The organism is Spirillospora sp. CA-128828 (genome assembly GCF_050945415.1).
Lineage (GTDB): Bacteria > Actinomycetota > Actinomycetes > Streptosporangiales > Streptosporangiaceae > Spirillospora.
The window spans coordinates 6,952,001-6,970,013 of the sequence record NZ_CP191986.1 but is presented as its reverse complement, the minus strand read 5'-3'; the positions used below and the strand labels follow the sequence as shown (position 1 = coordinate 6,970,013).

Annotated in this window: 13 protein-coding genes; 12 read left to right on the top strand and 1 reads right to left on the bottom strand. The window is 72.2% G+C overall.

The features are described from left to right. The 12 genes from mreD to ACQPXG_RS33495 all read left to right on the top strand — a co-directional run bounded on the left by mreD (position 1) and on the right by ACQPXG_RS33495 (position 16,845). Entirely contained in the window at positions 1-597 is a 597-nt protein-coding gene (gene mreD / locus ACQPXG_RS33550; protein WP_433463149.1) for a rod shape-determining protein MreD, read from the top strand. Continuing rightward, complete coding sequence (gene mrdA, locus ACQPXG_RS33545) at positions 594-2,666, top strand: penicillin-binding protein 2 (protein WP_433463148.1); 2,073 nt, start codon at positions 594-596, stop codon at positions 2,664-2,666. Before mreD ends, mrdA begins: the two co-directional genes overlap by 4 nt. Beyond that, positions 2,663-3,847: a rod shape-determining protein RodA gene (gene rodA, locus ACQPXG_RS33540; RefSeq protein WP_433463147.1), complete on the top strand. Its 1,185-nt coding sequence runs from the start codon at positions 2,663-2,665 to the stop codon at positions 3,845-3,847. Before mrdA ends, rodA begins: the two co-directional genes overlap by 4 nt. Positions 3,848-3,939: 92 nt before the next feature. Then, positions 3,940-5,862, top strand: a complete 1,923-nt coding sequence (locus ACQPXG_RS33535; RefSeq protein ID WP_433463146.1) for a TIGR03960 family B12-binding radical SAM protein — start codon at positions 3,940-3,942, stop codon at positions 5,860-5,862. 151 nt (positions 5,863-6,013) lie between these two features. Beyond that, positions 6,014-6,871 carry a TIGR03936 family radical SAM-associated protein gene (locus ACQPXG_RS33530; RefSeq protein ID WP_433463145.1) on the top strand — a complete coding sequence of 286 codons (858 nt, stop codon included), beginning with the start codon at positions 6,014-6,016 and terminating at the stop codon, positions 6,869-6,871. 206 nt (positions 6,872-7,077) lie between these two features. After that, positions 7,078-10,143, top strand: coding sequence for an Rne/Rng family ribonuclease (locus tag ACQPXG_RS33525; protein WP_433463144.1), 3,066 nt, complete (start codon positions 7,078-7,080; stop codon positions 10,141-10,143). Between the two features lie 290 nt (positions 10,144-10,433). Further along, complete coding sequence (gene rplU, locus ACQPXG_RS33520; protein ID WP_433463143.1) at positions 10,434-10,748, top strand: 50S ribosomal protein L21; 315 nt, start codon at positions 10,434-10,436, stop codon at positions 10,746-10,748. Between the two features lie 14 nt (positions 10,749-10,762). Next, positions 10,763-11,020, top strand: coding sequence for a 50S ribosomal protein L27 (rpmA, locus tag ACQPXG_RS33515; protein WP_433463142.1), 258 nt, complete (start codon positions 10,763-10,765; stop codon positions 11,018-11,020). Positions 11,021-11,176: 156 nt separating this feature from the next. Then, positions 11,177-12,574, top strand: a complete 1,398-nt coding sequence (gene obgE / locus ACQPXG_RS33510) for a GTPase ObgE (protein WP_433463141.1) — start codon at positions 11,177-11,179, stop codon at positions 12,572-12,574. A 52-nt stretch (positions 12,575-12,626) separates the two neighbouring features. After that, a complete protein-coding gene (proB, locus tag ACQPXG_RS33505) occupies positions 12,627-13,751 on the top strand; it encodes a glutamate 5-kinase (RefSeq protein ID WP_433463140.1) in 1,125 nt (374 codons plus the stop codon). Beyond that, positions 13,751-15,010, top strand: coding sequence for a glutamate-5-semialdehyde dehydrogenase (locus ACQPXG_RS33500; RefSeq protein WP_433463139.1), 1,260 nt, complete (start codon positions 13,751-13,753; stop codon positions 15,008-15,010). The genes proB and ACQPXG_RS33500 overlap by 1 nt, the downstream gene beginning before the upstream one ends. Before the next feature lie 80 nt (positions 15,011-15,090). Further along, positions 15,091-16,845 (top strand): TIGR03767 family metallophosphoesterase, encoded by a 1,755-nt coding sequence (locus ACQPXG_RS33495; RefSeq protein ID WP_433463138.1) that lies wholly within the window; start codon positions 15,091-15,093, stop codon positions 16,843-16,845. Positions 16,846-16,897: 52 nt separating this feature from the next. Here the strand turns inward: ACQPXG_RS33495 and ACQPXG_RS33490 are convergent, their stop codons facing one another. After that, complete coding sequence (locus ACQPXG_RS33490) at positions 16,898-17,932, bottom strand: M48 family metallopeptidase (RefSeq protein WP_433463137.1); 1,035 nt, start codon at positions 17,930-17,932, stop codon at positions 16,898-16,900. Positions 17,933-18,013 lie beyond the last annotated feature (81 nt).

The following is an 18,013-nucleotide window of genomic DNA, read 5'->3' as shown; positions in this document are numbered from 1 at the left end:
GTGCTGAACCCACCCGAGGCGTCGCCCGCCGGCCGCACCGTGGTGACCGCGGTGGTGATCGCCGTGACGCTGATCCTGCAGGTGTCGGTGGCGAACCGGCTGCCGCTGCCCGGCGGCGTCCAGCCCGACCTGGTGCTGCTCGCCGTCGTGGCGCTGGCGCTCGTCGCCGGGTCGATGACCGGCATGGTGACCGGGTTCCTCGCCGGCCTCGCCGCCGACATCATCCCGCCCGCCGACCACACCCTCGGCCGGTACGCGCTCGTCTACTGCCTCATCGGCTACCTGTGCGGCGCCGCGTCCGCCGAGATGGACCGCCAGTCCGCGGTGCCGTTCTTCGCCGTCGCCGCCGGGGCGCTCGCCGGCACCGTCCTGTACGCCGGGACCGGGATGATCCTCGGCGACCCGCGCGCCGAATGGGCGACCGTGTCCAGCATGGTGCCGCTGCAGGTCCTGTACGACGTCATCGCCAGCCCGTTCGTCGTGTGGGCGGTGCTGCGCGCCACCCGCCGGTACGAACGCGGCGAACGAACCCGGGACCGCTTCGCGGTGCCCGCCGCCCGCTACCGCGCGATGTCGGGGCGGGGCGGGAACCTGTGAACCCGAGGACCCACTTTCGTCTCGTCGTCCTGTACGTGCTGGTCGCCGCGCTGCTGCTCGTCCTGGTCGGGCGCATGTGGACGCTGCAGGTCCTGGAGGGCGCGCACTACAGGGGGATCGCCGCCCAGAACCGCACCCGCGACATCGTCGTCCCCGCGACCCGCGGCATGATCCTGGACGACCGGGGCGTGCCCCTCGTCCGGAACCGCAGCGCGCTCGTCGTGTCCGTCGACCGTACGACGCTGTCCCGGCAGAAGGACGGCGGCAAGACCGTCCTGCGGCGGCTCGCGGCCGTTCTCGGGACGAGCAACGACGAGATCTCCAAGCGGATCCGGCTGTGCGGCCCCGGCATCAAGCGGCCCTGCTGGCCCGGCTCGCCGTACCAGCCGATCCCGGTCGAGGACCACGTCGACGCGAAGCGCGCGCTGCAGATCATGGAGCGCCAGGAGGACTTCCCCGGCGTCACCGCGCAGGTCCAGGCCGTCCGGGACTACCCGCAGCCGGACGCCGCGCGGCCCGCCCAGGTCCTCGGCTACCTCCAGCCCGTCACGCAGGAGGAGCTCGACAAGCGCACCGGGCTCAAGGTCACCGGCTACAGCGGCGTCGACCTGGTCGGACGGGACGGCCTGGAGGCCCAGTACGACGCGGCGCTGCGCGGCGAGCCCGGGTTCCGCAAGGTGCTGGTCGACAGCCAGGGACGCGTCACCGGAACCGCCGAGGACCAGCAGCCGATCTCCGGCAGCAACCTCGTCACCAGCATCGACGCGGGTGTGCAGGGCGCGGCGGAGACCGCGCTCAAGCACGCCATCGACGGGGCGCGCAAGGCGGGCCGCCCGGCCGACGCCGGCGGCGCCGTCGTGATGGACGTGCAGACCGGCAGGCTCGTCGCGATGGCGAGCTACCCGACCTACGACCCGGGCATCTGGACCGGCGGCATCTCCCAGGACGAGTACGACGCGCTGCTCGGCAAGAAGCAGGGCGAGCCGCTGATCTCCCGCGTGACGCAGGGGCAGTTCGCGCCCGGCTCCACGTTCAAGATCTCCTCGGTGTCGGCCGCGGTGAAGGACGGCAACAGCCTGCACGGCACCTACGACTGCCCGGGCTCGTACAACGTCGGCAACCGCGCCTTCCGCAACTTCGAGGGCGAGGCGCTCGGGCCGATGAACCTGCACACGGCCCTCGTCAAGTCCTGCGACACGATCTTCTACCGGTTCGCCTACCAGGAGTGGCAGCGCGACGGCGGGATGAAGCCGAAGAAGAACCCGTCCGACCCGATGGTGAAGATGGCGCGCAACTACGGGTTCGGGGCGAAGACCGGCGTCGACCTTCCCAGCGAGAGCGACGGCCGCATCCCGGACCGCACCTGGAAGAAGGACTTCTGGGAGGTCACCAGGGCCGGAAACTGCAAGGGCGCCAAAGAGGGCTACCCGGAAGTCGCGAAGACCGACCCGGCCCGCGCCGCGTACCTGAAGGCGGTCGCGACGGAGAACTGCACCGAGGGCTTCGTGTGGCGGCCCGGTGACGCGGCGAACTTCTCGGTCGGGCAGGGCGACGTCCTGGTGACGCCGCTGCAGCTCGCCCGCGCGTACGCGGCCATGGCGAACGGCGGCAGGCTGCTGACGCCGCGGCTGGGCGTGGCGATCGTGCGGGCGGACGGCACGGTCGTCCGCCGGATCGAGGCCCCGCCGCCGAAGAAGCTGCCGGTCGACACGAAGGTGCTGACGTACATCCGCACCGCCCTCGCGGACGTGCCGAAGAGCGGAACCGCGTCCGGCGCGTTCTCCGGATTCGACTTCAAACGCGTCGACGTCGGCGGCAAGACCGGTACCGCGGAGGTCTACGGCAAGCAGGACACGTCCTGGTTCGCCTCGTTCGGCCCGGTCAAGAAGCCCCGCTTCGCGGTGGTCGCGATGGTCTCCCAGGGCGGTCAGGGCGCGCAGACGTCCGCACCGGCGGTCCGGGAGATCTGGGAGGCCATGTACGGGACGAAGGACAAGAAGCCCATCCTCAAGGACGGGAAGCTCCCGTCCGACCTGCCGAAGATGCCCGGTGAGGGAGCCGCCCCGTGATCACCGGATCCGGTGTGGGGAGCGTCGACGGGTATGCGGCGCGGCGGACGTGGGGCAGCCGGCTGGCCGTGCTGCGGCGGCTGGACTGGCCGCTGTTCGTGGCCGTGCTGGCGCTGTCGGCGGCGGGCGTGCTGCTGGTGCGCTCGGCGACGTTCCAGCTGCTGACCGAGCAGGGCAAGGACCCGGAGGGCTTCCTCAAGCGGCACATCCTGAACCTGATCATCGGGTTCGTGCTCGGCGGCTTCGTCACCGTCCTGGACTACCGGCTGCTGCGCGCCTACGTCCCCATCCTGTACGGGCTGGCGTGCGCGGGGCTGCTGGCCGTGCTGACCCCGCTCGGCTCGACGATCAACGGCTCGCACTCCTGGATCGTGATCGGCGGCGGGTTCCAGGTGCAGCCGTCGGAGTTCGCGAAGGTCGGCCTCGTGGTGCTGCTCGCGATGATCCTCGGCGAGCCGCGGGACGGGGAGATCGGGCCGGGCCGCCGCGACGTGCTGCTCGCGCTCGTGCTCGCCGGGGTGCCCGGTGTGCTGATCATGCTGCAGCCGGACCTCGGCACCACGCTGGTGTTCATCGCGGTCGTGCTCGGCATGCTGGCGATCTCCGGGGCGCAGAAGCGCTGGCTGGTCGGCCTGGTCGGCGGCGGCGCCGCGGCCGCCGCCGCGGTCTGGTTCTTCGGGCTGCTGGAGGACTACCAGATCGCCAGGTTCACCGCGTTCCTGAACCCGGAGGCCGACCCGCGCGGCGCCGGCTACAACGCCCAGCAGGCGCGGATCGCGATCGGGTCGGGCGGCGCCTTCGGCAAGGGCCTGTTCCACGGCGAGCAGACCGGCGGCCACTTCGTCCCCGAGCAGCAGACCGACTTCATCTTCACGGTGGCGGGGGAGGAGCTCGGCTTCGTCGGCGCCGCGGTGATCGTCGTGCTGCTCGGTGTGGTGATGTGGCGCGGGCTGCGGATCGCGTCGCAGGCCGCCGACCTGTTCGGGACGCTCGTCGCGACCGGGGTCGTGTGCTGGCTCGGGTTCCAGACGTTCGAGAACGTCGGGATGACGATCGGGATCATGCCGATCACCGGGCTGCCACTGCCGTTCGTGTCCTACGGCGGCTCCGCCACCTTCGCGAACATGATCGCCTTCGGCCTCCTGCAGGCGGTCCACGTGCGCAGGCGGCCGTTCGACTGAGCGGTCGCCACCCAAGAGCACGTTCGATTAGGGGGCGGGGACGGCGTAGGCTGGGCGTTCATCCCACGTCCCCTGCACGGAGGGTTTCCGTCATGCCGGTCGAGTCGCTCTTCCCGCGCCTGGAGCCGCTGCTCCCGAGCGTGCAGAAGCCGATTCAGTACGTTGGCGGCGAGCTGAACTCCCAGCTCAAGGACTGGGACGAGGCCGAGGTCCGGTGGGCGCTGATGTACCCGGACGCCTACGAGGTGGGGCTGCCGAACCAGGGCGTCCAGATCCTTTACGAGATCCTTAACGAGCGCGACGGCGTCCTGGCGGAACGGACCTACTCGGTCTGGCCCGACATGGAGGCCGTCATGCGCCGCAACGGCATCCCGCAGTTCACGGTGGACGCGCACCGCCCGGTCGCCGCGTTCGACGTGCTCGGCGTGTCGTTCTCCACCGAACTCGGCTACACAAACCTGCTGACGGCGCTCGACCTCGCCGGGATCCCGCTGGACGCCGCGGACCGCACCGGCGACCACCCGATCGTCATCGCGGGCGGGCACGCCGCGTTCAACCCGGAGCCGATCGCCGGCTTCATCGACGCCGCCGTGCTCGGCGACGGCGAGGAGATCGCGCTCGCCATCACCGAGGTGATCCGCGAGTGGAAGGCCGAGGGCGAGCCCGGCGGGCGGGACGAGGTGCTCCTGCGCCTCGCCGCGTCCGGCGGCGTGTACGTGCCGCGCTTCTACGACGTCACCTACCTGCCGGACGGCCGGATCCAGCGGGTCGCGCCGAACCGCCCGGGCGTCCCGTGGCGGATCGAGAAGCACACCGTCATGGACCTCGACCAGTGGCCGTACCCGAAGAAGCCCCTCGTCCCGCTCGCCGAGACGGTGCACGAGCGGTTCAGCGTGGAGATCTTCCGCGGCTGCACGCGCGGCTGCCGGTTCTGCCAGGCCGGGATGATCACCCGTCCGGTGCGGGAACGGTCGATCACCACGATCGGGAACATGGTCGAGCAGGGCCTCAAGGAGTCCGGCTTCCAGGAGGTCGGGCTGCTCAGCCTGTCCAGCGCCGACCACAGCGAGATCGGCGACGTCGCCAAGGGCCTCGCCGACCGCTACGAGGGCACCAACACCTCGCTGTCGCTGCCGTCCACCCGCGTGGACGCCTTCAACATCACGCTCGCCAACGAGTTCTCCCGCGGCGGGCGGCGCTCCGGCCTGACGTTCGCCCCCGAGGGCGGCTCCGAGCGGATGCGCAAGGTCATCAACAAGATGGTCACCGAGGACGACCTGATCCGCACCGTCACCACCGCCTACGAGAACGGCTGGCGGCAGGTCAAGCTCTACTTCATGTGCGGCCTGCCCACCGAGGAGGACGAGGACGTCCTCGCGATCGCCGACATGGCCAAGCGGGTCATCCAGGCCGGACGCGACGCCACCGGCCGCAGGGACATCCGCTGCACCGTGTCCATCGGCGGGTTCGTGCCGAAGCCGCACACCCCGTTCCAGTGGGCCGCGCAGTGCGACCACGAGACCGTCGACCGCCGCCTGCACGCCCTCAAGGACGCCCTGCGCGGCGACAAGGAGTACGGCCGCGCCATCGGCCTGCGCTACCACGACGGCCAGCCGTCCATCATCGAGGGCCTGCTGTCGCGCGGTGACCGCCGCGTCGGCCGGGTCATCCGGGCCGTCTGGGAGGACGGCGGCCGCTTCGACGGCTGGAGCGAGCACTTCTCCTACGAGCGCTGGACGGCCTGCGCCGAGAAGGCTCTTGGCGAGGAGACCGTCGACCTCGCCTGGTACACCGTCCGGGAGCGCGAGGAGGTCGAGGTGCTGCCCTGGGACCACCTCGACGCCGGCCTCGACCGCGAGTGGCTCTGGCAGGACTGGCAGGACGCCGTCGACGAGACCGAGGTCGAGGACTGCCGCTGGACGCCCTGCTACGACTGCGGCGTCTGCCCGACGATGGGCACCGAGATCCAGATCGGCCCCACCGGCCGCAAGCTGCTGCCGCTGAGCCCGGTGTAACCGGATTCGGCCTCGTGAAAGCCCTGAGCTGCGAGGGTTTCGAGCCTGAGGGACCGGTGCCTGGCGGAACCGTGTCCGGTGACCCGTACTCTATAGGGAGACCTTAGATTTCGGCTCGACACGAGTAGGAAGGACCAGAACCCTGGCACCCATGCCGGAGGGTCCGGCGCCGGCCCCCGTGACCCAGCGACTGCGCGTCCGCTACGCCAAGCGGGGCAGGCTGCGGTTCACGAGCCACCGCGACATTTCCCGGGCCGTGGAACGCGCCGTGCGGCGCGCCGGGATCCCTGTCGCGTTCAGCGCCGGATTCACCCCCCACCCGAAGATCTCGTACGCGGGTGCGGCGGCGACAGGGGTGGCCAGTGAGGCCGAGTACCTTGAGATCGGGCTCACCGAGACCCGCGACCCTGCGCGGGTGCGGGCCGATCTCGACGCGGCCCTGCCCCCCGGGCTCGACATCGTGGACGTCGTGCCGGTCGGGACGGGACGCGGCGACGCGCCGGTCAGGCCGGGCGCGTTCGCCGATCGGCTCGAGGCGTCCGAATGGCGGATCAGGCTGGACGGCGTGGCCGAGGGCGACGCCGCCGCCGCCGTGGCCGTCTTCATGGACGCCGGGAGCATCGAGGTCGAGCGCCTCACCAAGAAGGGGCGGCGCCGGTTCGACGTGCGCGCTGCCGTGTCCTCCTGTGAGCTGGACCGGCGCGCCGCGGAGGCGGCGGATGCCCCTTGTGCGATACTTCGAATGGTTGTTCGGCATTCCACACCCGCCGTACGACCCGACGACATCCTCACCGGACTGCGCCAGGTCGCCGACCTCGCGCCGCCGTCACCACCGCTGGTGACCAGGCTGGCGCAGGGGCCCCTCGACGCGGACACCGGTGGTCTCGCGGATCCCCTGGATCCCGACCGGGAGATCGGCCTGCCGTCCGGCGACGACGCCGGCACGGCCCGCGGCCAGGAGCGGCCGCAGCCCGGGGACGCCGCGAGCGTGGATGCCGTCAGCGCCTGACCGTGGGACCGAAGCCGTGGTGGCACGGAACCGGTCCGCAGGGTACGGCGGGCGCGCCCCCGACGACTTCGTCGTCATGGCCGGACGACCGTCCGGCGGTGACGACGCCGACGACTGACGAGGTGCTCTCGTGCGGCGCACCGCACCGATCCGCCCATCGGCGGAGCGAGCGGACGCGCCCGGGAGCCTGACGGGAGATTGCCCGGATGCTTGAGAACGAAGCCGATTCGGCCACGGCCGAAGGCACTGATGACCAGACCGTCGACAACGGGACCGCGGAGACCGCGCCGGCCGAGAACGCGCCGGCGGAGAACGCGGGCGTGACGACACGGCCGCGCCGCGCGAGCCGTCCCGCCGGGCCCCCGCCCGAGGTGGACGACGCCCCGGCCGCGCCCCCCGCCGCCGAGACGGAGACCGCGTCCGCGGAGGAGGCCGTCCCGCCCGCGGAGGCCCCCGAGCCGCCGAAGCGCGCCACCAGGACCCGTACCCGCACCAGGACGGCGAAGGCCGCCGCCGAGACGTCCGAGCCCGTCCCGATGACCGGTGCCGAGGCGTCCCCCGAGGCCGCGTCCGAGCCGGAGGCCGCGTCCGAGCCTGAGGAGGCGCCGGCACCCCGCACCCGCACCCGGCGCCGTTCCGCCCAGGCCGCCGCCTCCGAGGCGCCGGACGTGCCCGGCGTGCCGTCGGTGCCGCAGGTCCCCGCCGTGCCGGTCGCCGGCGCGGAGGTGGCCCCCGAGCAGGTGTCGGAGACCGAGCCCGCGAGCGGCGTCGGGGTCCCCGGCGTGACCTTCCAGCCGCCGATGGTCGTCTTCCAGCCGCCGCAGCCGAAGGCGGAGGGGCCTGCCCGTCCCAAGGACGAGCCGAAGCCCGAGCCGGCCGAGCGCGACACCGGCGAGGACGACCAGGACGAGGGCCCGTCGGACGAGGACGACTCCGAGGACCGTCCGTCCCGCAGGCGCCGCCGCCGCGGCGGCCGCGGCCGGGGCCGGGGCGGCAAGGAGGGCGCCGAGGACGAGGAGCAGCCCGAAGAGGCCGCCGACGAGGAGCCCAAGGACGAGCAGGCCGGCAAGGCGGCCAAGGGCGGCAGGGCGGCCAAGACCACCAAGACCACCAAGGCCGCCAAGGCCCCCGCCAAGGGCAAGGAGAAGGACAAGGGCAAGGACAAGGAGCCCAAGGCCGAGGAGCCCGAGCAGGAGGCCGCCGAGGACGAGGGCGATGGCGCCGAGGACGGGTCGAGTCGCCGGCGTCGCCGCCGCCGGCGCCGTTCCGCGGGCGACGCCGAGACCGGCAACGGCTCCGACGACCCGCCGAACACCGTCGTGCACGTGCGCACCGCACGGGAGGAGCGCGCCGCCGCCGAGGACGAGGTCCGGTCCGTGCGGGGCTCGACCCGGTTGGAGGCCAAGAAGCAGCGCCGCCGCGAGGGCCGCGAGCAGGGCCGCCGCCGCCCGCCGGTGATCACCGAGGCGGAGTTCCTGGCGCGCCGCGAGGCCGTCGAGCGGGTGATGGTGGTCCGGCAGGAGGGCGAGCGCACCCAGATCGGCGTCCTGGAGGACGACGTCCTCGTCGAGCACTACGTCAACCGCGCCACCCACCAGTCGTACGTGGGCAACGTCTACCTCGGCAAGGTCCAGAACGTCCTGCCGTCGATGGAGGCGGCGTTCGTCGACATCGGCAAGGGCCGCAACGCCGTCCTGTACGCGGGCGAGGTCAACTGGGACGCCTCCGGCCTGGAGGGCCAGCCGCGCCGCATCGAGTCGGCGCTGAAGTCGGGCCAGTCGGTGCTCGTCCAGGTCACCAAGGACCCGCTCGGCCACAAGGGCGCCCGGCTGACCAGCCAGGTCTCGCTGCCCGGCCGCTACCTCGTGTACGTGCCGGACGGCTCGATGACCGGCATCAGCCGCAAGCTCCCCGACAAGGAGCGCAGCCGCCTCAAGTCGATCCTGAAGAAGGTCATGCCGGAGAACGCCGGCGTGATCGTCCGGACCGCCGCCGAGGGCGCCACCGAGGAGGAGCTCTCCCGGGACGTGTCGCGCCTGGCCGCGCAGTGGGAGAACATCCAGAAGAAGGTCAAGACGGCCTCGGCCCCGTCGCTGCTCTACGGCGAGCCCGATCTGACGATCCGGGTCGTCCGCGACATCTTCAACGAGGACTTCTCCAAGCTCGTGGTGTCCGGCGCCGACGCCTGGGACACCGTCTCCGAGTACGTCGAGTACGTCGCCCCGCACCTCGCCGGCCGCGTCGAGCGCTGGACGGGCGGTGAGGACGCCCTGACCTCGTTCCGCATAGACGAGCAGATCGCCAAGGCGCTGGACCGCAAGGTCTGGCTGCCGTCCGGCGGCTCGCTGGTGATCGACCGCACCGAGGCGATGACGGTCATCGACGTCAACACCGGCAAGTTCACCGGGCAGGGCGGCAACCTGGAGGAGACCGTCACCCGCAACAACCTGGAGGCGGCCGAGGAGATCGTCCGCCAGCTCCGGCTCCGCGACATCGGCGGCATCGTCGTGATCGACTTCATCGACATGGTGCTGGAGAGCAACCGGGACCTGGTGCTGCGCCGGCTCGTCGAGTGCCTGTCGCGGGACCGTACCAAGCACCAGGTCGCCGAGGTCACCTCGCTCGGCCTGGTCCAGATGACCCGCAAGCGGGTCGGCCAGGGGCTCCTGGAGGCGTTCTCGGAGACCTGCGAGTGCTGCAACGGCCGCGGCATCCACGTCCAGCTGACGCCCGTCGAGCCGAAGGCGGAGAAGGCGGCCGGCAAGGAGAGCGGCCGCCGCCGCAAGCGCAAGGGCGAGGTCGAGAAGGCGGTCGAGGAGAAGCTGGCCCGCCACGAGTCCAAGCCGAAGGAGCCCGTGGAGGAGACTCCGGCAGAGGCCGCGGCAGAGCCCGCGCCGGAACCGGCCCGTTCCCGGCCGAAGAAGTCCAGGCCCGCCAAGCGGCCCGCCGGCCCGCCCCCGGAGATCGACGAGCCCCCGGCGCAGGCCGCTGTGGAGGCCGCCGACGCCGCCGAGGAGACCGCCGGCTCCACCCCGGGCGCCCTCGACTCCGCCGAGGCCGAGCCCGTCGCGGTCGCCGCCAACGGGACCGACCCGAGCGGGCCGGACCTGAACGGCACCGGGGTGACCGCCGACGTGTCGGCCGCCGAGCCCAATGGCTCCGCGCCCGCCGAGGCGCCCGCCGAATCCGGAGAGCAGCCGTCCGGACGCCGCCGCGCCCGCCGCCCCCGCGCCACCGCCCAGGCCGCCGAGACCGCGGAATCCGGGGACTGACGAAGGTCCGTGCCCTGACCGGACGCGTTCGCGTTCCGGTCAGGGCATCCGGTACCCTTGTACTTCGGCGCGTCGTGTGCGCGTCGCCCGAACCCGCACCGCGAACCCCGTCCGGGGCTCGTTCGGTGCTCACCTCGCCGATCCGGTGAGGCCAAGCAGAGAGCGCCAGAGGTCTCCTCTGGTGTGCCGCCCTCGGCCCGGTGCCGGGGGTAGGCCCCCATCCGGGGGCTGGTGAGCCACGCGCGGGACCGGTTCAGTCCGGAAGCGCGCGCAGACGAAGGGTTTCCGCGGTGTACGCGATTGTCCGCGCAGGCGGCAGGCAGGAGAAGGTCGCCGTCGACGACGTGCTGACCGTCGACAAGCTGGCCGGCGAGGTCGGTTCGACCGTGAAGCTTCAGGCCCTGCTGGTCGTGGACGGCGACGACGTCGTCAGCAAGACGGCCGACCTCGCCCGCTACGAGGTGACCGCCGAGATCCTCGGCGCGGTCAAGGGCCCGAAGATCAACATCATGCACTACCGGAACAAGACCGGGTACAAGCGGCGGATGGGTCACCGTCAGCCCTACACCGAGGTCAAGATCACCGGTATCAAGGCCGGGAAGTAAGGGAGAGCGGTCACATGGCACACAAGAAGGGCGCATCGTCCAGCCGCAACGGTCGCGACTCCAACGCCAAGCGCCTCGGCGTGAAGCGGTTCGGCGGCCAGGTCGTCAACGCGGGCGAGATCATCGTCCGGCAGCGCGGCACCCACTTCCACCCCGGCCCGGGCGTCGGGCGCGGCGGCGACGACACGCTGTTCGCGCTGGTCGCGGGCGCGGTGCAGTTCCGCCGGTACCGCGGCCGCAACGCGGTGGCCATCGTCCCGCCGGCGGAATAAGGACGGGCGACCGCAGCGGAGCGAGGATCGGCCGTCCGCCCCTTCGGGGGTCTGGGGGTCGTCCCCCAGATAAGCTCCGCCGAGGGAAGAGACTTTCGAAGGGGCGGACCGTTCGTCGGTCCGCCCCTTCGCCGTTTTCACTGAGGAGAGTTCACCGTGGCCGCTGGAGCGGGATCGGGCGCGCAGTTCGTCGACCGGGTGGTGCTGCACGTCGCCGCGGGCAACGGCGGGAACGGCTGCGCGTCGATCCACCGGGAGAAGTTCAAGCCGCTCGGCGGCCCGGACGGCGCGAACGGCGGGCGCGGCGGCGACGTCGTCGTGGTCGTCGACTCGAACGCCGCGAGCCTCCTCGAATACCACCGGCGTCCGCACCGCAAGGCCGGGAACGGCAGGCCCGGGCAGGGCAGCCTCCGGACGGGCGCGGACGGCGGGGACGTGATCCTGCCCGTCCCGGACGGTACCGTCGTGAAGTCCGGCGACACCGTGCTCGCCGACCTGGTCGGCGAGGGCACCCGGTACGTGGTCGCGAAGGGCGGCCAGGGCGGGCTCGGGAACGCGGCGCTGGCGTCCGCCAAGCGCAAGGCGCCCGGGTTCGCGCTGCTCGGCGAGCCGGGGGACGAGCGTGACGTCGTCCTGGAGCTGAAGAGCGTCGCCGACGTCGCGCTCGTCGGGTTCCCCAGTGCGGGCAAGTCGTCGCTGATCGCCGCGCTGTCCGCCGCCAAGCCGAAGATCGCCGACTATCCGTTCACGACGCTGATCCCGAACCTCGGGGTGGTCGGCGCGGGCGACACGACGTTCACGGTCGCGGACGTGCCGGGCCTGATCGAGGGCGCCAGCGAGGGGCGCGGCCTCGGCCTGGACTTCCTCCGCCACATCGAGCGTTCGTCGACCCTCGCGCACGTCCTCGACTGCGCCACGATGGAGCCGGGACGCGACCCGGTGAGCGACTTCGAGGTCATCGAACGCGAGCTCCAGGCGTACGACCGGGTGCTGGGCGACCGCCCGCTGTCGGACCGTCCCCGCATCGTCGTGCTGAACAAGGTGGACGTGCCGGACGGCCGCGACCTCGCCGAGATGGTGCGGCCCATGTTCGAGGAGCGCGGCCTGAAGGTCTTCGAAGTGTCGGCGGCGACGCACGAGGGGCTGCGGGAGCTGTCGTTCGCGATGGCGGCGATGGTCACCGAGCACCGCGCGTCGCTGCCGCAGGCGGAGCCGACCCGCATCGTCATCCGCCCGGAGCCGGTCGGCGGCGACACCGACTTCGAGGTCAGGACCCTCGGCGACAACACGTACCTGATCACCGGCACGAAACCCGTCCGGTGGCTGCGGCAGACCGACTTCGCCAACGAGGAGGCCGTCGGCTACCTCGCCGACCGGCTCGCCCGGCTCGGCGTGGAGGAGGCGCTGGCCAAGGCGGGCGCCAACGCGGGCGCGACCGTCCTGATCGGCACGAGCGAGGACTCGATCGTCTTCGACTGGGAGCCCGAGGTCCCGGCCGGCGAGGCCGCCATGGGGCCCCGCGGCACCGATCGCCGCCTGGACGGCTGGTCATGAGCGGAGCGAACCGGGAGGTGCGGGGGGTCGTCCTCCCGCAGGGAGCGGAGTCATGACCATGGGCGGGCGTGAGGCGATCGCCAAGGCCCGGCGCATCGTGGTGAAGGCGGGGTCGTCGTCGCTGACCACGCCGCAGGGGACGATCGACGCGAACCGTATCGACGCGCTCGTGGACGTCCTCGCCGGCCGCCGCGCCGACGGCTCCGAGATCGTGTTCGTGTCGTCCGGTGCGATCGCCGCCGGGCTCGGCCCGCTCGGGCTGACCCGCCGCCCGCAGGACCTCGCCGCCCAGCAGGCGGCGGCGAGCGTCGGCCAGGGCCTGCTGTTCGCCCGCTACACCTCGTCCTTCGCCCGGTACGCGCTGACGGTCGGGCAGGTGCTGCTCACCGCCGACGACATGATGCGCCGCTCGCACCACCGCAACGCGCAGCGCACCCTCGGGCAGCTCCTCGCGATGGGCGTCCTGCCGATCGTGAACGAGAACGACACCGTCGCGACCGACGAGATCCGGTTCGGCGACAACGACCGGCTCGCGGCGCTGGTCGCGCACCTGATCCGCGCGGACGCGCTGATCCTGCTCTCGGACGTGGACGCCCTCTACACGGGCGACCCCCGCCAGCCCGGCGCCAGCCGTGTCGAGGACGTCCGCGGCCCGGAGGACCTGAAGGACGTCAAGCTCGGCCGGTCCGGACGCGTCGGCACCGGCGGCATGGTCACCAAGGTGGAGGCGGCCCGGATCGCGGGCGTCCCCGTCGTGCTGACGAACGCCGCGTCCGCCGCGCACGGGCTCGCCGGCGACCGGGTCGGGACGCTGTTCCACCCGGCCGAGGGCCGCCGCATGTCGACCCGGAACCTGTGGCTCGCGCACGCCACGACCGGCCAGGGCCGCGTCACGCTGGACGCGGGCGCGGTCGAGGCGGTCGTGCGGCGCCGCAAGTCCCTGCTCCCGGCCGGTGTGACGGGCGTGGACGGCGACTTCGCCGCGGGCGACCCCGTCGACCTGTGCGACACCGGCGGCCGCGTCGTCGCGCGCGGGCTGGTGAACTACGACGCGTCGGAGATCCCCGACCTGATGGGACGCTCGACCCGCTGGCTGGCCCGCGAGCTGGGCGCCGAGTACGAACGCGAGATAATCCACCGCGACCACCTGGTGGTCCTGCACGAGGGAGCGTTGTGATGAGCGACGAGCGCGACGAGTTTCTGCGGGTGGCGCGGCGCGCCCGGCAGGCCGCGGCCGGGCTGGCTCCGCTGCCGCGCGCGGCGAAGGACGCGGCGCTGCACCGGATCGCGGACGCGCTGGTCGCGGCAGCGCCGGAGATCGTCAAGGCGAACGAGGTCGACGTCGAGAGGGCCCGGCAGGGCGGCACCTCCGAGTACATGATCGACCGGTTGAGCCTGTCGGAGCAGCGGATCGCGGCGATCGCCGACGCCGTCCGGAAGGTCGCCGCGCTGCCGGACCCGGTGGGGGAGACGGTGCGCGGGAACGTGCTGCCGAACGGGCTGGACCTGCGGCAGGTGCGGGTGCCGCTCGGCGTCGTCGGGATCATCTACGAGGGCCGCCCGAACGTGACCGTGGACGCCGCCGCGCTGTGCCTGAAGAGCGGGAACGTCGCGATGCTGCGCGGCTCGTCGTCCGCGCACGACTCGAACACGGCGCTGGTCGAGGTGATGCAGGGCGCGCTGGCCGGCACCGAGGTCCCGGCGGACGCGGTGCAGCTCGTTCCGGGGACGTCCCGCGAGTCGGTGAAGCATCTGATGCGGGCGCGCGGACTGGTGGACGTGCTGATCCCGCGCGGCGGCGCCTCGCTGATCAACTCGGTGGTGGAGGAGTCGACGGTTCCCGTGATCGAGACGGGCGTCGGGAACTGCGCTGTGTACGTGGATGCTGCTGCCGACGTGGACATGGCCGTGGACGTCCTGCTGAACGCGAAGACGCAGCGTCCCTCGGTCTGCAACGCGGCGGAGACGTTCCTTGTGCACGCCGACATCGCGGAGACGTTCGTCCCGCGCGCGCTTGAGGCGCTCAAGGACGCCGGGGTGACGGTCCACGGCGACGACCGGATCCGGTCGTACGGGTCCGAGGTCGTGGAGGCGACCGAGGACGACTGGTACGCCGAGTACCTGTCGCTCGACATCGCCGCCCGCGTGGTCGACTCCCTGGAGGACGCCGTCGCGCACATCCGCCAGTACGGGTCCGGCCACACCGAGGCGATCGTGACGACCTCCCAGCCCGCCGCCAAGCGGTTCGTCTCCCTGGTCGACTCGGCGGCCGTGATGGTGAACGCCTCGACGCGCTTCACCGACGGCGAGGAGTTCGGTTTCGGCGCGGAGATCGGCATCTCGACGCAGAAGCTGCACGCCCGCGGTCCGATGGGGCTGCCGGAGCTGACGTCCACCAAGTACGTGGTGACGGGGGAGGGCCACCTGCGCGGCTAGACGGCCACGGGCGGCCACCGTCCAACTTGTGACGTTTTTACCATTGATGTCACGTTGCCCGTGTGGTCTGATTCACGATTGTGACTCGTGAGTACAGCCGCCGCGGCGTCCTGCGGACCGCCGCCCTCGGCGCCGGAATCGCCACCACCGGACTGGCCGCGTTCCCCACGCGTCCCGCCGCCGCGGCGCCCGCGCTGCGCGGCCCCGTCGCAGGCACCACCCTCGACCGGACGTACGTCCTCGGCGCCGCGGGCGCCGGCGGGTACCGTCCGGTCGTCACCGGGCCGGGGGAGCCGCACGTCCTGCGCCGCGACCTCGGCGGCACCGCGTCCGCCCGGCGCGCCGCCACCCGCCGCGGCGTTCTCGCGTTCGGGCACCTCACCGACGTGCACGTCATCGACGCGCAGTCCCCGGGGCGGGTGGAGTTCGTCGACCGGTTCAAGGACGCCCTGAACGTCCTGCCCGTCGAGGGCGCCTACCGGCCGCAGGAGATCCTCTCCACGCAGGTCGCCGAGGCGATGGTGCAGGCCGTGAACAAGGTCGGGCGCGGCCCGGCGACCGGGCTCGGCCTCGCGTTCACCATCAACACCGGCGACGCGGCCGACAACGTCCAGTACAACGAGATCCGCTGGATCATCGACCTGCTGGACGGCGGGCGCATCCGCCCCGACTCCGGCGACCCGAACCGGTACGAGGGCGTCATGGACTGGGCGTCCTACGACCGTTCGTTCTGGCATCCCGAGGGGCCGGCGCCCGGTGCCAAGACCGACATCCCGACCGGCACCTACGGGTTCCCGCGGGTGAAGGGCCTGATCGACGCGGCGCGCCGGCCGTTCCAGGCGACCGGACTCGACGCGCCGTGGCTCGCCGCGTTCGGCAACCACGACGGGCTCGTCCAGGGCAACCTGCCGGTCAACCCGCTCGTCTCCGGTCTCGCCACCGGCGGCATCAAGATCGGCGCCCCGGCGGACGACGGCCAGGCCGAGCGCCTCGCCCGCATGCTCCGCAACGGAGACGCCGCCGAACTCGTCCGGCTCAGCCGCGAGCAGGGTGGCGCAGGGGGCCTGTTCCGTCCCGTGACGCCCGACCCGAACCGCAGGATGCTGTCCCGCGCCGAGGTCGTCGCAGAGCACTTCAAGACGACCGCGTCCCTGCGCGGTCACGGCTTCACCCCCGCCAACCTCCGCGACGGGACGGCCTACTACGCCTTCGACAAGGGCGTCGTGCGCGGCCTCGTCCTCGACACCGTCAACCCGAACGGCTACTCGGAGGGGTCGCTCGACAGGAAACAGTTCGCCTGGCTGGAATCGCAGCTGAAGGCGGGCAGCAGCCGCTACCTCGCGCCGGACGGCTCGGTCGTCAAGCACACGGTCAAAGACAGCCTTTTCGTGCTGTTCAGCCACCATCCGATCGGTTCGCTGGGGAACCCGCTCGGCGCAGACCGCGTCCTTGGGGACGAGGTCGAGGCGCTCCTGCTGCGCTACCCGAACGTCGTCCTGTGGGTGAACGGCCACACGCACCGCAACCAGGTCATCCCGCACGCGCGCAAGTCCGGCGGGGGCTTCTGGGAGGTCAACACGGCCGCGCACATCGACTTCCCGCAGCAGAGCCGCATCGTCGAACTGGCCGACAACGGCGACGGCACCCTGTCGGTCTTCGCGACGGTCCTGGACTCCGCCGGGCCCGCGTCCTACGGCGGCCGTCTCAGCGACCCCGTCCGGCTCGCGTCACTCTCCCGCGAGCTGGCGGGCAACGACTGGCAGGACCGCGAGGAGCACCGCCGCGGCGAGGTCACCGACCGCAACGTCGAACTCCTCGTCCCGGCCCCCTTCTAGGACGTCAAAGGGCCGCCGCGTCCGTGTCGCGGCGGCCCTGGCCCGTGGCGTCTCAGTTGCTGTCGGTCGGCCCGTTGTCCCGCCGGGTGAACCGGTCGAACAGCCCGCCGGCCGCACCGGCCGCCGCGTCCGCCATGTCGCGGACCTTGCCCACGAACGGGTCGGCCGTCCGCTCCCACGACTCCCGGTACGACTTGGCCGCGTCCTTGATCCCGTCCCGGACCGACGCGTCCTCGTCTTCGTCGCGGCGCGGGTAGTCGCCTGCGAGGATCCGCTCGTACTCGCCGCTGCGCGCCCACTGGTCGATCTCGGCGAACCGGATCACCGCGAACGGGTGCGACTGCCCGAGCAGGTTCAGGAACTTCAGGATGCCGTCCCGCACGTCGCCGGCCGCGTCGTACTCGCGCGCCTGCTGCAGGAACGCCTCGCTGCTCATCTCGCCCAGCCGCGTCCCGCCGGCGAGCTTCATGTTCACCCGCTTGGCCGCGTCGAGGTCCTGACCGACGAGCAGGCCCGCCCGGTCCGACGACAGCTCCGCCTTCCGGAACCACTCGCGCAGCCCGATGATGATCGCCGCGATGCCGACATTGCCGAGCGGCAGCCACGCGAGCCGCGACCCGAGCTGCAGCAGGATCTGCATCATCGTCTGGTACACCGCGTGCCCGGACAGGATGTGCCCGACCTCGTGCCCGACGACGAACCGCAGCTCCTCCTCGTCCAGCAGGTCGATCAGGCCGGTGTTCACCACGATGAACGGGTGGTCGGAGCCGAGCGCCATCGCGTTCGGCGTCGGGTCCTGCCGGACGTACAGCTCCGGCACCTCCGGCAGGTCCAGGACATAGCACGCGTCGCGGACCATGTCGTTGATGTGGCGGAACTGGTCCTCGCCGACGCGCACCGTCCCGCCGAGGAACATCAGCCGCAGTGAACGCTCGTTGACCAGCCCCGACAGCTTGCGCAGCACGACGTCGAACCCGGACAGCGAGCGCAGCGCGACGAGCGCCGAACGGTCCGCCGGGTGTTCGTAGGCCCGGGAACTGATGCCCGGGAACCGCGTACGTGCTCGATCCGGTGTGTTCTCCGTCATGTCTGGCATGGTAGTTCCGACGAACCACCGTGCCGCAGGGTTCCCCGCCGCGGAAGCCCGTCCGGCTCCGGCCCCGTCCTG

What these genes read in the sequence shown, in the direction of transcription:
- ACQPXG_RS33525 (WP_433463144.1), top strand. Translation starts at nt 7,078, where the DNA reads ATGCTTGAGAACGAAGCCGATTCGGCCACGGCCGAAGGCACTGATGAC.
- proB (WP_433463140.1), top strand. Translation starts at nt 12,627, where the DNA reads ATGACCATGGGCGGGCGTGAGGCGATCGCCAAGGCCCGGCGCATCGTG.
- ACQPXG_RS33535 (WP_433463146.1), top strand. Translation starts at nt 3,940, where the DNA reads ATGCCGGTCGAGTCGCTCTTCCCGCGCCTGGAGCCGCTGCTCCCGAGC.
- ACQPXG_RS33530 (WP_433463145.1), top strand. Translation starts at nt 6,014, where the DNA reads ATGCCGGAGGGTCCGGCGCCGGCCCCCGTGACCCAGCGACTGCGCGTC.
- rpmA (WP_433463142.1), top strand. Translation starts at nt 10,763, where the DNA reads ATGGCACACAAGAAGGGCGCATCGTCCAGCCGCAACGGTCGCGACTCC.
- ACQPXG_RS33500 (WP_433463139.1), top strand. Translation starts at nt 13,751, where the DNA reads ATGAGCGACGAGCGCGACGAGTTTCTGCGGGTGGCGCGGCGCGCCCGG.
- ACQPXG_RS33490 (WP_433463137.1), bottom strand. Translation starts at nt 17,932, where the DNA reads ATGACGGAGAACACACCGGATCGAGCACGTACGCGGTTCCCGGGCATC.